11 protein-coding genes are annotated in these 13,685 nt (G+C 54.8%); 7 read left to right on the plus strand and 4 right to left on the minus strand.

The features are described 5' to 3' along the window. Positions 1-10: 10 nt before the first annotated feature. On the minus strand, positions 11-196 hold the full coding sequence (bcsR, locus tag F3J26_RS16175; protein ID WP_038483072.1) for a cellulose biosynthesis protein BcsR: 186 nt from the start codon (positions 194-196) through the stop codon (positions 11-13). Positions 197-369: 173 nt separating this feature from the next. Here bcsR and bcsE point away from each other — a divergent pair, with 173 nt between their 5' ends. Genes bcsE through bcsG form a run of 3 tightly spaced genes read left to right on the plus strand, consistent with a single transcriptional unit; the run spans position 370 to position 3,798 of the window. Further along, positions 370-1,932: a cellulose biosynthesis protein BcsE gene (gene bcsE / locus F3J26_RS16180; protein WP_166994855.1), complete on the plus strand. Its 1,563-nt coding sequence runs from the start codon at positions 370-372 to the stop codon at positions 1,930-1,932. Then, positions 1,929-2,123, plus strand: a complete 195-nt coding sequence (gene bcsF, locus F3J26_RS16185; RefSeq protein ID WP_008460596.1) for a cellulose biosynthesis protein BcsF — start codon at positions 1,929-1,931, stop codon at positions 2,121-2,123. Before bcsE ends, bcsF begins: the two co-directional genes overlap by 4 nt. Continuing rightward, entirely contained in the window at positions 2,116-3,798 is a 1,683-nt protein-coding gene (gene bcsG, locus F3J26_RS16190) for a cellulose biosynthesis protein BcsG (protein WP_166994857.1), read from the plus strand. The genes bcsF and bcsG overlap by 8 nt, the downstream gene beginning before the upstream one ends. 171 nt (positions 3,799-3,969) lie before the next feature. On the opposite strand, the gene F3J26_RS16195 is transcribed toward bcsG, so the two are convergent. Then, positions 3,970-4,632 carry an OmpA family lipoprotein gene (locus F3J26_RS16195; protein WP_039298832.1) on the minus strand — a complete coding sequence of 221 codons (663 nt, stop codon included), beginning with the start codon at positions 4,630-4,632 and terminating at the stop codon, positions 3,970-3,972. Positions 4,633-4,786: 154 nt separating this feature from the next. Here F3J26_RS16195 and F3J26_RS16200 point away from each other — a divergent pair, with 154 nt between their 5' ends. Then, positions 4,787-7,117: a molybdopterin guanine dinucleotide-containing S/N-oxide reductase gene (locus F3J26_RS16200; RefSeq protein WP_286180320.1), complete on the plus strand. Its 2,331-nt coding sequence runs from the start codon at positions 4,787-4,789 to the stop codon at positions 7,115-7,117. Here the strand turns inward: F3J26_RS16200 and F3J26_RS16205 are convergent. Together F3J26_RS16205 and tag are read right to left on the minus strand one after the other, a co-directional pair. Next, complete coding sequence (locus tag F3J26_RS16205) at positions 7,065-7,526, minus strand: N-acetyltransferase (RefSeq protein ID WP_166994859.1); 462 nt, start codon at positions 7,524-7,526, stop codon at positions 7,065-7,067. The two genes, F3J26_RS16200 and F3J26_RS16205, sit on opposite strands and share 53 nt — an antisense overlap. Beyond that, complete coding sequence (gene tag / locus F3J26_RS16210) at positions 7,523-8,086, minus strand: DNA-3-methyladenine glycosylase I (protein ID WP_166994861.1); 564 nt, start codon at positions 8,084-8,086, stop codon at positions 7,523-7,525. Before tag ends, F3J26_RS16205 begins: the two co-directional genes overlap by 4 nt. A 359-nt stretch (positions 8,087-8,445) precedes the next feature. Between tag and F3J26_RS16215 the strand changes: the two genes are divergently transcribed. From F3J26_RS16215 to eptB, 3 genes are all read left to right on the plus strand, one after another. Beyond that, a complete protein-coding gene (locus tag F3J26_RS16215) occupies positions 8,446-9,654 on the plus strand; it encodes an L-lactate MFS transporter (protein ID WP_166878835.1) in 1,209 nt (402 codons plus the stop codon). Positions 9,655-9,926: 272 nt separating this feature from the next. Continuing rightward, on the plus strand, positions 9,927-11,603 hold the full coding sequence (locus F3J26_RS16220) for an LTA synthase family protein (protein WP_166994863.1): 1,677 nt from the start codon (positions 9,927-9,929) through the stop codon (positions 11,601-11,603). A gap of 191 nt (positions 11,604-11,794) precedes the next feature. Further along, positions 11,795-13,477 carry a kdo(2)-lipid A phosphoethanolamine 7''-transferase gene (gene eptB / locus F3J26_RS16225; RefSeq protein ID WP_166994865.1) on the plus strand — a complete coding sequence of 561 codons (1,683 nt, stop codon included), beginning with the start codon at positions 11,795-11,797 and terminating at the stop codon, positions 13,475-13,477. Positions 13,478-13,685 lie beyond the last annotated feature (208 nt).

A 13,685-nucleotide genomic window follows, 5' to 3' on the forward strand; every position in this document is an offset into this window, starting at 1 on the left:
GGCCTACTCCCTATTGTTGCGTTAATTCAGCCAGCAGCGGCCAACGTTTAATTGCCGCCGCCAGTTGTTCCTGCTGCGATATATCGGTGTAATCTATTTCGGGCAGTGAAAATGCTTTACTCAGCGCCAGAAAATCATTTTGGAAGGCATAAACAAGCTTGTTTTCCTGAGCATTGCCAGTCTCTTCATCTTGCATTTTAGTTGTCATCTCTTGGTCAGGTTTCGTCAGCAGTGATAACGGCAAATGCCAGGAAAACGAAAAATGTTTTACAATGCTAAAACTGATGCTGTTTATTTTCAATGGTAGGTTTCTTTCTCAGCTTACGCTAGTAAACTGACATACATACTAATTTATCTCCAGGGGACGCCATGGAACCCATATTTTCGCTTGGCTTCCGTTCGTTGTGGAACGAATTGAACCACATGCCCGCAGGCGGCGTCTGGTGGCTGAACGTAGAAAGTCAGGATGATGCAATAAGTATTGTTAATCAAACAGTTGTCTCACAACAATCGACGGCAAAGGTTGCCGTCATTTCGATGTCAGCAAAGTCTGGGCAAGCCATAAAGCTCGATCCGACTAAAGGGCCAGAAAAAGTACGCCTTTTTACCATGCCCTCATCCCTCAATGGGCTCAACGCGCTGCGCCGCGATCTCATGTGCAGTATTAATCCTGAACACTACTTTTTTATACTCTTAAGCTCAGATAACGTCTGGGAAAATATTTCCCCAGAGGATTTACGTCATTGGCTCGCAATAATGGGAAAATGGACTAAACGCAATAAGTGCAGTCTGCTTTTTGTTAATGTTGGAAATAACAATGATAAACAATTCTCATTATTAGTCAGCGAGCATCGCAGTCTTTCCGGGCTTGCCAGCCTACGGGCGCAAAGCGATATCCATCGCTATGACATCGCCTTTTGGTGTAATGAAAAAGGCGTTACTGCCGATCAGCAGCTCAACGTCCACTGGCAAAACGGGGCATGGCAGGTTGTAGAGGATGCCGAAAGCGCGCCTCAGCCGCGCAGCGATGAAAAAAGCGTCCTCAGCCACATTGCTGTTCTGGAAGGTGCTCCTGCCCTGTCGGAAAACTGGCAGCTCTTCGAAAACAATGAGCAACTGTTTGACGCCGCGCGAACTGCACAGGCCGCCACAATTATTTTCTCGCTCACCCAGAATAGCCAAATCAACAGTATCGCCCGCCAGATTCACGCCCTCCGCCGCCAGCGCGGCAGCGCGCTGAAACTGATCGTGCGAGAAAACCAGGCCAGCCTGCGAGCCACCGATGAACGACTTCTGCTGGGCTGCGGGGCAACGCTAATTATTCCGTGGAACGCCCCGCTTTCACGCTGCCTGACGATGATCGAAAGCGTGCAGGGTGTGAAATTCACTCGCCATGTCCCGGAAGACATTACCGTGCTCATCGACCAGATGCAGCCGCTAAAACTGCGCGGTTATCAGAAATGGGACGTTTTCTGCAACGGTATCGGGACGCTGATGAACAACGCCCTGCTGCCGGAGGATGGCAAAGGCGTGATGGTCGCACTGCGCCCGGTGCCGGGCCTGCGCGTTGAGCAGGCGCTGACGTTATGCCGTCCAAACCGCATGGGCGATATCGTGACCATCGGAGAAAACCGGCTGATGCTGTTCCTCTCCTTCTGCCGTATTAACGATCTCGATACCGCGTTGAACCATATTTTCCCGCTGCCGGTGAACGACCTTTTCACCAACCGCATGGTGTGGTTTGAAGACAGCCAAATCGCCGCCGAAATACTCCAAATGCAGGCCATGCGCCCGGAAAAATGGGTAAAACCGCTGGCCGCCACGCTCGACCTGAACAGCGTTCGCCATGCCAGCCACGAAGGGCATAGCTGGCGCAGGCAGCCCACGCCTGTGACGCTGCTGGATGACACCCCGAGGGAACAGACACAATGATGAACATCACAGACATCATTCAGCTCGTCGTGCTTTGCGCGATAGTTTTTTTTCCGCTGGGCTATACCGCTCATCGCTGGCTTCCCCGCTTTACCGCCGCGGTGCGGCTGATGTTTTTAAAACCACGCTACGTTAAACCGGCCGGGACGCTACGCCGACCTTCCGCCAGGGCAGACCATCAACATGACTAATCACTCTCAAACGGCAAAATCGCCGGCTCATTTTCTGCAGTACTGGCGTGGTCTGGGTGGCTGGAACTACTACTTCCTGTTGAAGTTCGGTTTGCTATGGACCGGTTACCTGAATTTTCACCCGCTGGCGAACCTGGTCTTTCTTGCCTTTTTGTTATTCCCGCTGCCGCCGCTGAAGCTGCACAAACTGCGTAACTGGATAGCCCTTCCCGTGGGGATCGGCCTTTTCTGGCACGATACCTGGCTGCCCGGCCTCGACAGCATGATGAGCCAGGGGAGCCAGGTCGTTGGCTTCAGTGCAGACTATCTTCTCGACCTGGTAACCCGCTTTATTAACTGGCAAATGATCGGCGCGGCGTTTGTGCTGCTGGTTGCCTGGCTTTTTGTCTCCCAGTGGCTGCGCGTCACGGTGTTTGTCGTGGCTATCCTGGTCTGGCTCAACGTGTTGACAGTGGCCGGCCCGGCTATCTCTTTACTGCCCTCCGCCTCACAAACAACGGCCTCCGTTAACGCCAGCGCTACCGCCGGGTCAACGGCCGCCGCCAATACTGCAGCACCTTCTTCCGGTGATATCCCGGCACAAACGGCCCCGCCGACAAGCGACAATATTACCGCCTGGCTGAACAACTTCTACGCCAGCGAAGCCAAACGGCAGACCAAATTCCCGGACGCACTGCCCGCTGACGCACAGCCCTTTGAGCTGCTGATCATCAATATTTGTTCCCTCTCATGGTCCGACATCGAGGCGGTAGGCCTCAGCTCGCACTCGCTGTGGAAACACTTCGATATTCTGTTCAAGAACTTCAACTCGGCGACCTCCTACAGCGGCCCGGCGGCTATCCGCCTGCTCCGCGCGAGCTGCGGGCAGTCGTCTCACAAAGGGCTTTATGAACCCGCCGGCAATCAATGCTATCTGTTTGATGACCTGGCCCGTCTCGGCTTCAAGCAGCAACTGATGATGGACCACAACGGCGTATTCGGTAACTTCCTGAAAGAAGTGCGGGAAAACGGCGGGATTCAGGTCCCACTGATGGATCAAAGCGGGCTGCCGAGCAATCTGCTGGCATTTGATAATTCGCCAATCTACGACGACACCGCCGTACTGCAGCGCTGGCTGCAGGGTGAGCAAAATGACGGCGCGAACCCGCGCACGGCCACCTTCTACAACCTGGTGCCGCTGCACGACGGTAACCATTACCCAGGCAACAGCAAAACAGCCGACTATAAGGCGCGGGCGCAGAAGCTGTTCGATGAGCTGGATTCTTTCCTGACCGAGCTTGAGAAGTCGAACCGCAAAGTCATGGTGGTGATTGTGCCGGAGCACGGTGCGGCGTTGAAAGGCGATAAAATGCAGGTTTCCGGGCTGCGTGACATCCCGAGTCCTGACATCACCCACGTGCCGGCAGGCGTGAAATTCATCGGCATGAAAGCACCGCACAGCGGCGATGCCATTGAAATCAACCAGCCAAGCAGCTATCTGGCGATTTCAGAACTGGTTTCCCGCTCGGTGGACGGCAAAAACTTTGTTGCCGACCAGGTGGACTGGAGCGCGCTCACCAGCAATCTGCCACAAACTGCCCCGGTTTCAGAAAACTCAACGGCAGTGGTACTGAAGTATCAGGATAAGCCTTATGTCCGCCTGAGCGGGGGTGACTGGGTACCGTATCCGCAATAATGTTTGTGTTTAGAAGATCAAAAACCGGTGCCTGGTGCGCCGGTTTTTTTATGGCGAAAATCGAAAATACTGTGCAACAACTGCAATAAGTCTAAATCTTCAGCGAGATGGATTCCTGAAAGAAAAAGACGTCATATCGAGAGGCTGCCAAGCCCACTGCCGGACATTACGTTAACCCAAAGGACTCAGGGTAATTTCTACGCGGCGATTTTGAGCTTTACCATCCGCGGTGCTGTTGCTGGCGATCGGGTTCGCCGGGCCTGCACCGGTGGTGCGAATACGACTGGCCTCAACGCCCTGGGTAATCAACGCGCTTCCTACGCCGTCTGCACGCTGCTGTGACAGGCGCATATTCAGCTCGTTACTGCCGGTGCTGTCGGTGTAACCGACCACGTTAACCGCCGTTTTGGGGTACTCTTTCAGCACCATCGCCACGCCGGTCAGTGTATTGGCACCCGCCGGTTTCAGGGTGGCGCTGCTGCTGTCGAAGGTGACATTGTTCGGCATATTCAGCACGATGTTATCGCCGCTGCGGGTCACGCTCACGCCGGTTCCGCGCATTTTGTCGCGCAGCTTAGCTTCCTGCACATCCATGTAGTAACCGACGCCGCCTCCAAGGGCTGCACCAGCCGCGGCGCCAATCAGCGCGCCCTTGCCGCGATCTTTCTTCGATGACGAAAGTGCCCCCACGCCCGCCCCAACCAGCGAGCCAATCCCGGCGCCTATGCCAGATTTTCCGGCCTGGCTTTCGCCGGTGTACGGATTGGTGGTGCAGCCGGAAACCGCTAAGGTGCCACACACGACGGCGGCGATAATCATGACGCGTTTTTTCATCTTATTTCCTTCTATCCTTATTCATCCTTTGCCGGATATGCGCCCGGCGATTGATTATGACGGCAAATCGTGTAGAAAATTCCGGTAAGAATTCTGAATAGTGAACATAAATACGCGGGCGTACAGCCCAGCACCTGCCATCGCGGAGCCCAAATTGGCCTATACATCGCCTGCACGTAAACAGATCCTCACCGCCGCACATTGGGGCCCCATGCTGGTCGAAACCGACGGGCAACGGGTTTACCACTCTCGCGGCGCGCTTGAAACCGGTCATCAAAACTCGCTACAAAGTGCCGTGCCCGACCAGGTTCACAGCAAAGCTCGCGTGGCGTTTCCTATGGCCCGAAAAGGGTTTCTGGCCTCTCCGGATAAGCCGCAGGGAGTTCGCGGTAAAGATGACTATGTCCGCATCAGTTGGGATGATGCCCTGACGTTGATTCACCAGCAGCACAAGCGCATTCGCGAGAGCCACGGTCCGGCGGCCATTTTCTCTGGTTCCTACGGCTGGCGATCCAACGGCGTGCTGCACAAAGCCTCCACGCTGCTTCAGCGCTACATGAGCCTCGCGGGCGGCTATACCGGGCATTCCGGCGACTACTCCACCGGTGCTGCGCAGGTGATCATGCCCTACGTGGTGGGCTCTAACGAGGTTTACCAGCAACAGACCAGCTGGCCGCTGCTGCTTGAGAACAGCGAAGTCGTGGTGCTGTGGAGCGCGAACCCGCTCAACACGCTGAAGATTGCCTGGAATGCCAGCGACGAACAGGGCGTGAAGTTCTTCGAACAGCTAAAAAACAGCGGCAAAACGATCGTCGCCATCGACCCGATGCGCTCTGAAACGGTGGATTTCTTCGGGGAACGAGCCGAATGGATCGCCCCGCATATGGGCACCGACGTAGCGCTGATGCTCGGCATTGCCCACACGCTGGTCATTCGCGGCAGGCACGATACCGCTTTCCTCGCCCGCTGCACCTATGGCTACGACAAATTTGAAGCTTATCTGCTCGGCAACGCTGACGGGACGCCCAAAAGTGCGGCCTGGGCGGCTGAGATCTGCGGTATCCCCGCGGTAACCATCGAAAATCTGGCCGATCTTTTCAGCCGCAAGCGCACCATGCTGATGGCGGGCTGGGGTATGCAGCGCCAGCAATACGGCGAACAGAAACACTGGATGCTGGTCACGCTGGCCGCCATGCTGGGCCAGATTGGCACTCCGGGCGGCGGCTTTGGTCTTTCCTACCACTTCGCCAACGGCGGCAACCCGACCCGCAGCGCAGCGGTTCTCGGTTCCCTGCAGGGCTCTCTTAAAGGCGGCACCGATGCCGTGGAGAAAATCCCCGTGGCGCGCATCGTCGAGGCGCTGGAAAACCCCGGCAGGGATTACCAGCACAACGGGCAACGGCACACCTTCCCGGACATTCGTATGCTGTGGTGGGCCGGCGGCAGTAACTTCACCCATCATCAGGACACTAACCGCCTGGCCGCAGCCTGGCAAAAGCCTGAGCTGATCGTTATCTCCGAATGCTTCTGGACCGCAGCGGCAAAACACGCCGATATCGTTCTGCCGGTGACCACTTCGTTCGAGCGGAACGACATGACGATGACCGGTGATTACAGCAATCAGCATCTGGTCCCCATGAAACAGGTCGTCGCCCCGCAGGGAGAAGCGAGAAATGACTTTGATATTTTTGCAGAGCTAAGCGAACGATGGGAATCCGGCGGTGAAGCACGGTTCAGCGAAGGGAAAAATGAGCTTGAATGGCTGGCGTCTTTCTATGATATCGCCCGTCAGCGTGGCGCTACGCAGCAGATCGATCTCCCGGACTTCAGTGAGTTCTGGGCAGCTAACCAACTGATAGAAATGCCAGAAAATGCGAAAAATGCCGAATTTATTCGCTTTGCCGCTTTTCGGGACGATCCTGAGGCAAACCCACTCAAAACGCCGAGCGGTAAAATTGAGATCTACTCTGAGCGCATCGCCAGCTTTGGCTATGCCGACTGCCCGCCGCACCCAAGCTGGCTGCCACCAGACGAATGGCAGGGCAATGCTGCCTCCGGCCAGCTACAGCTACTTTCATCCCATCCGGCTCACCGCCTGCACAGCCAGCTGAACTATGCCGGACTGCGCGACCAGTACGCCATCGCCGGGCGAGAGCCTATTACGCTGCACCCGATTGACGCTAAAGCGCGCGGCATCGCTCACGGAGATTTAGTGCGGGTATGGAACGCTCGCGGGCAGGTGCTGGTTGGCGCTCAGGTAACCGATGGCATCAGGCCCGGCGTGGTGTGTATCCACCAGGGCGCATGGCCCGACCTGGATGAAGACCGGCTGTGTAAAAACGGCGCGGTTAACGTCCTCACCATGGATATTCCGTCTTCGCGGCTGGCCAACGGCTGCGCGGCAAATAACTCCCTCGTCTGGGCGGAGAAATTTACTGGTCCTGCTCCTGTCGTGACGGCGTTTGATCCGCCTGCCAGTTCATAATCCACGTCGGGTGCTGCGTTTCTTCCTGCCAGGCGCTCTCTTCGATATGAAAGCCGTGGCGGTGGTAGAAATGCACCGCCCGGCGATTTTTTTGATACACCTCGAGACTTAAGGCCGGGTATTCCGCCTTCACCTTCGTCAGCAATTCGCCGCCGATCCCCTGCCCGGCGAAAGAAGGTGCCACGAACAGCGCGCCGATAAACTGCCGATCCATCACGCTGATAAACCCCACCGTCTGCTGCTGGTGCAGATAAACCCACGTTTTTGACTGAGGAATATAGACATTGCGTACCAGGTTGAGGCTTTCGTACCAGTAGCTTTCCGGGATAAACGGATGGCCGTCGATAGTACTTTCCAGCCAGAGCGCCATGAGCGCATCCATTTCCCCAATGTTAAACAGCTGGATCATTGGCGAACATCAGGGTGGCAGAAGCAGCCCGTCACATGGTCATTGACCAGGCCGCAGGCTTGCATAAACGAATAGCAGATTGTCGATCCCACAAACTTAAACCCACGTTTTTTTAGCGCTTTAGACAGCGTATCTGACGTCGGCGTAAAGGCCGGGACCTCGCTGAGTGAAGCGGCATAGGACACCTGAGGTGTATGGTCGACAAATCCCCAGACAAAATCCGGGAAACTCTCGCCGTTAGCTTCCATCGCGAGGAAAGCTTTGGCGTTGGTGATGATCGCCTCGATTTTCCCTCGGTGGCGAATAATGCCGGCATCCTGCATCAGCACATCCACCTCTTCCGGCTGAATCAACGCCACGGCATAGGGGTCAAAATGCCTGAAACGCTGTCGGTAATTTTCGCGTTTTTTCAACACGGTGATCCACGACAGTCCGGCCTGCTGGCCTTCCAGGCAAATCATCTCAAAGAGCTTCTGCCCGTCGGTAACCGGCACGCCCCACTCTGTGTCGTGATACTCCAGATACAGCGGATCCTGAGTGACCCAGCCACAACGTTCCATTTAGCTCTCCCTGTAACCTGCCGAGCGCGGGTAAATTTTACTTTCTGACAATAGTGAATCCGGGATATTTCGCAACCCTGAATGAGATCAAAGAAAGGGCACTTAACACCGGTAATTTTGCAAAATGTTAACTATATCTCATTTATGGTTTAACATTTGATATACAGCAAATACGCACAACACAACGATAGCGAGCACTAACCAACAAAACATAAAGTGCAACAGGAAGGCCGTTCATACCGTTTCAGAGGCACTTCATTCCGTTCTTCATGCATTTCATGCCGTTTTTTCCTGGAATAAACGGCGCTTCGCTATCGTAGGCGGCAGATAACTTCCCTTAGATTCGCAGGACATCTGCCATGAACACTGCCACCTACAACCGTACTCGCTGGTTAACCCTCATCGGAACCATCATTACTCAGTTCGCGCTGGGTTCCGTTTATACCTGGAGCCTGTTCAACAGCGCGCTGTCCCAGAAACTGGACGCGCCAATCAGCCAGGTCGCCTTCTCCTTCGGCCTGCTGAGCCTTGGCCTCGCCATCTCTTCTTCCGTGGCGGGCAAACTGCAGGACCGCTTTGGCGTGCGTAAAGTCACCATGGCGGCGGGTGTGCTGCTCGGAGCCGGATTGTTCTTCACCGCACATGCCAACAACCTGATGATGCTCTGGCTCACGGCGGGCGTGCTGGTTGGCCTGGCGGACGGCGCTGGCTACCTGCTGACGCTGTCGAACTGCGTGAAGTGGTTCCCGGAACGTAAAGGCCTGATTTCTGCCTTCTCCATCGGCGCCTATGGCCTCGGCAGCCTCGGTTTTAAATACATTGATACCCACCTGCTGGCGGCCTACGGCCTGGAAAACACCTTTATGATTTGGGGTGGCCTGGCGATGGTGATGGTGCTGTTCGGCGCCACCATGATGAAAGATGCCCCGCTGCAGGAAACTAAATCCGCAAACGGCGCGGCAAAAACCGATTTCACTCTCGCTGAATCTATGCGCCAGCCGCAATACTGGATGCTGGCTCTGATGTTCCTCACCGCCTGCATGAGCGGCCTGTACGTTATCGGCGTTGCAAAAGATATCGCTCAGGGCATGGTTCACCTGGATGCAATGTCCGCCGCCAACGCGGTCACCGTTATCTCCATTGCTAACCTTAGCGGCCGCCTGGTGCTCGGTATCCTGTCCGATAAAATTGCCCGTATCCGCGTGATAACTATTGGTCAGGTGATTTCTCTGGTCGGTATGGCGGCCCTGCTGTTTGCCCCACTCAACGAAGCCACCTTCTTTGCGGCCATCGCCTGCGTTGCCTTTAACTTTGGCGGCACCATCACCGTTTACCCTTCGCTGGTCAGCGAATTCTTTGGCCTGAACAATCTGACCAAAAACTACGGCGTGATTTACCTGGGCTTCGGCATCGGCAGTATCTGCGGCTCCATCATCGCCTCGCTGTTCGGCGGCTTCTACGTGACCTTCTGCGTTATCTTCGCGCTGTTGATTCTGTCGCTGGCAATTTCCACCACGATTCGCCAGCCGGTACGCGCCGTACTCAATCACAAGCACGCCCACGCCTGATAGCCTCGTCACACCCATATTAAGGCCGCCGAATAGGGCGGCCTTAACGCAATTCATCCCCGCCTCGCTTGCCCTCTTCAAACAAAAACACAACCACAGCAATGAAATAACCGTCTTTGGGGAGACTTTTTCACCACAAGCTGTATTATCCCGGCCAGGATAAATCCCCTTCTAACCGCCTTATCCTCTTTTCACGCGTCAGGCCAGCAGAGGGATGTCTCTCCTAAGACAACATTTGCTATCCAGAACAGTCCCACAGAGAAACGAGCATTATGGTACAAAAAACCAGCCGAAAATCGCTCTGGACATATCTTTATGTCACATTGCTTCTAATTGCAGCCCTGATCATCATTGCGGGTAACTCTCCGCGCGATATCTACCCTCTTGTTATCGCGGCAAGTGCCTTCATTTTTACCTGCGGACTGTTTTATTTACTCTCCGCCAGAGTCATTTTTGCCGTCGGGACCAGCAGCCTGCTGGTGATCCTGCTGCAATTTTGTAACCAGCTTAAGGTCCACTATTACAAAGACCAGCTGCTGTTTAGCGATTTTTACCTGATGGCCGATCCGGCCAATGCGGGCACGCTGCTGCATTATCCTTCCGCCGGTATCGCCGTTGCGGCAATGATAGCGCTGCTTATCCTGACGATTATTATCAGCTGGCGCACCGTACCGCGGCGGAAAGGGATGCTCGCCCCGCTGATTGCCCTCGGCGTGATGCTGGGCTCGGCGTCAACGCTTAGCCACAGCGTAATGAAGAATCAGCACGACTGGGCCACCAAACTGCCTGGCGGAACCGGCGTGCTGTCAAACCTGGCGCTGTCTGGCATCCAGGCCAGCTATGACGCGCCAACGTTCCCTCAGGCGACGTCTCAGGAATTTATTTCCCGCGCGGCGGCGCTGAATAACAAGACAACCGCCTCAGCCAGCGTGAAGCCTGATATCGTTCTGCTGCTGCAGGAATCAACGGTGGATCCGCGCCTGTATAAAGTGCCTGATCCTCAATTACTGCCGCACTTCTCTATGTTTGAGCAGGACAATAAGGTGAAAGCCCACACGCTGATGCGCGTGCAAACTTTCGGGGGCGGCACCTGGCTGTCTGAGTTCGCAGCCTTAACCGGCATGCGCAGCGATGATTTCGGGGCGTTGAAAAATTCGGTGTTTTATTCCGCGGTCGATCACGTCAACGACAGCCTGTTTAAGCAGATGAAAGACAACGGTTATTACACCGTGGTTCTGACGCCATTCAACAAATCGGCCTATAACGCCGGCCACGCCTACACCATGATGGGCGTGGATAAAATTATCCAGCCGCAGGAGTTGGGCTACCCGGGTGATTTGGCAGATAACCTGTGGCACATTCCCACCGCAGATGTCCTGAGCTATGTTAAAAAGCTCCTTGCCAACCACACCGATAAACCCGTGTTTGTTTATGCCTTAACGATGTATGAACACGGCCCTTATGACGCAGGGCATGCCGATGATTACCAGCTCACGTCGGCGATGAAGAACAAGGATGCCGCCGGGAAATTCAGCCATTACGTTGAGAAGATTAAAAACTCAGAAACCGCGCTGGCTGACTTCTTCCAGTTTGTTGACCAACGCCCGCGTCCGACCATGTTTATGTACTTTGGCGACCACCAGCCAGCCATAGACTGGGCCAATGGCTACACCACGGAACAGGATGATCCGGTCCATCTTTCACAATTCAGCCTGCGGGATAATTATAATGCCCCGCCGGTGGCTGACCTGGGCGCCATCACCGACATCGCTTTCCTTGGGGGGATGTTGCTCGAACAGGCCCAGCTAAAAGTGTCGCCGTTCTATCAGGCCAATATCGATATGCGCCATTTGTGCCAGGGCAGGCTGAATGATTGCCCGGACACAACGCTGTTTAATAGCTACCGGCATTATGTCTACGATGAACTGCATGCGGCCTCGAAGCCCTGATTCTCTCTGCTAAGCACACGGCAAAAAGACCCCGGCCTAAAACTGGGGTCTTTTTTTGTTAAAAACCGGCCATGTTCTTCGAATTTTGCCCTCTCACCAGGAATCCTCTTCGTTTCACAAGCTTTTCAGAACTAGCTGGCGACTCCACGGTCTGAATAGCGCTTATATTTTATATCGCCTGGATGCCCTGCATGAATTACATAAAAACATTATCCCAGCAAAAACTGTGTCTCTTGCTGGGGGTATACATTGGCTGGTTTTTGAATATCTCTGTTTTCTACCAACGTTTTGATAGCCGTGCCCAGCTCTTCATCGCCTGGAAGGGCCTGGCCGCCGCGGCAGAGTTTTTCGCCTGCCTGCTGGTGACGTTTTTCCTGTTACGCCTGCTGTCGCTCTTTGGCCGCAATCTCTGGCGGGTGCTGGCCTCCTTCGTGGTGCTGTGTTCCGTGGCCGCCAGCTACTACATGACCTTCTTCAACGTGGTGATTGGCTACGGCATTATTGCCTCGGTGATGACCACCGATATCGATCTTTCTAAAGAAGTTGTGGGCTACCACTTTGCCATCTGGATGACGCTGGTCAGCGCTATCCCGCTGTTCCTTATCTGGTTCAACAGCGCCCAGGACACGCTGCTTCAGCAGTTGAAAACCCCCGGCCAGCGCATCAAAAACATCGCTATCCTGCTCTGCGCGGGGCTGCTGGTTTGGGCGCCTCTGCGTATGCTGGGTGAAATGCAGTCCGACGATGAGCAAGGTTCAACGACGGATATGGCCAGCTACGGCGGGGTGGTGGCCAGCTCCTATGTGCCGGTCAACTGGGTTTCCTCCCTGGGGCTGTTTGCCTGGGCGAATGCCGACGAATCCACCGGCAACGGTTCGCTAATGAACCCGACGAAAAAGTTCACCTACGTCACACCGACGGGACTGGACGACGCTTATGTGGTGTTTATTATTGGCGAAACCACGCGCTGGGATCATATGGGAATATTGGGCTATGGCCGTGACACCACGCCGAACCTCGCCAAAGAGAAAAATCTGGTCGCCTTCCGCGGGGAATCCTGCGACACCGCAACCAAGCTATCGCTGCGCTGCATGTTCGTCCGCGAAGGCGGGGCAGAAGATAACCCTCAGCGTACTCTGAAAGAGCAAAACATCTTCGCGGTCTTAAAACAGCTGGGGTTTAGTACCGACCTTTACGCCATGCAGAGCGAAATTTGGTTCTACAAAAACGCCATGCCGGACACCCTTGCCTTCCGCGAACAAATCGCCGCCGAGCCCCGCAATCGCGGTAAAACCGTGGACGACATGCTGCTGGTTGATGAGATGAAGCAATCTCTCGAGCAGAATCCTGACGGCAAACATCTGATCATTCTGCATACCAAAGGCTCCCACTTCTCCTATGCCCAGCGCTACCCGCGCAGCTTTGCGAAATGGACGCCAGAATGCATTGATATTGGCAAAGGCTGTTCAAAGGAGATGCTGATTAACGCCTTTGATAATTCGGTCCTGTATGTCGATACGATGATAGACAGCGTGCTCGACCAGCTTCGCGATAAGAAGGCGATAGTCTTCTACGCCGCCGACCACGGCGAATCCATCAGCGATTCCATGCATCTGCACGGCACGCCGCGGAAAATGGCACCGCCGGAGCAATTCCGCGTCCCGCTGCTGGTTTGGGCCTCGGATAAATACCTGGCCAATCCAACGGCTGCCGCCGCCTTTAAACATCTGCAAGAGCAGGCAGCCATGAAGGTGCCGCATCGCCACGTTGAGTTGTTCGACACCATTCTCGGTTGCCTGGGCTACACCTCGCCTAACGGCGGGATTAACCAGAATAACAACTGGTGCCACGTGCCGGATAAAGCCGTGAATTAATATCCACGCCGCATCCAACAATTAAATAAAACACTCCATGCTACGGAGTGTTTTTATATTTTGAACCTCGCCGTTTATTCGCCTCAGTTTCTGCCAGTTTTGCCTCTGCCAGGCCCGATTAATTCATCGTATTTGGTTATGGAAAAGCATGGTTTTTTGCGCCGCCGCTTATGATGGCAGACAGCATTTTCCGCTGTGAGCGATGCAG

It is taken from the genome of Enterobacter sp. Ap-867 (assembly GCF_011752855.1).
Lineage (GTDB): Bacteria > Pseudomonadota > Gammaproteobacteria > Enterobacterales > Enterobacteriaceae > Cedecea.

Coding starts and splice junctions, on each gene's coding strand:
- eptB (WP_166994865.1), top strand. CDS start 11,795: ATGAATTACATAAAAACATTATCCCAGCAAAAACTGTGTCTCTTGCTG.
- F3J26_RS16220 (WP_166994863.1), top strand. CDS start 9,927: ATGGTACAAAAAACCAGCCGAAAATCGCTCTGGACATATCTTTATGTC.
- tag (WP_166994861.1), bottom strand. CDS start 8,086: ATGGAACGTTGTGGCTGGGTCACTCAGGATCCGCTGTATCTGGAGTAT.
- F3J26_RS16195 (WP_039298832.1), bottom strand. CDS start 4,632: ATGAAAAAACGCGTCATGATTATCGCCGCCGTCGTGTGTGGCACCTTA.
- F3J26_RS16205 (WP_166994859.1), bottom strand. CDS start 7,526: ATGATCCAGCTGTTTAACATTGGGGAAATGGATGCGCTCATGGCGCTC.
- bcsE (WP_166994855.1), top strand. CDS start 370: ATGGAACCCATATTTTCGCTTGGCTTCCGTTCGTTGTGGAACGAATTG.
- bcsG (WP_166994857.1), top strand. CDS start 2,116: ATGACTAATCACTCTCAAACGGCAAAATCGCCGGCTCATTTTCTGCAG.
- F3J26_RS16215 (WP_166878835.1), top strand. CDS start 8,446: ATGAACACTGCCACCTACAACCGTACTCGCTGGTTAACCCTCATCGGA.
- bcsR (WP_038483072.1), bottom strand. CDS start 196: ATGCAAGATGAAGAGACTGGCAATGCTCAGGAAAACAAGCTTGTTTAT.
- bcsF (WP_008460596.1), top strand. CDS start 1,929: ATGATGAACATCACAGACATCATTCAGCTCGTCGTGCTTTGCGCGATA.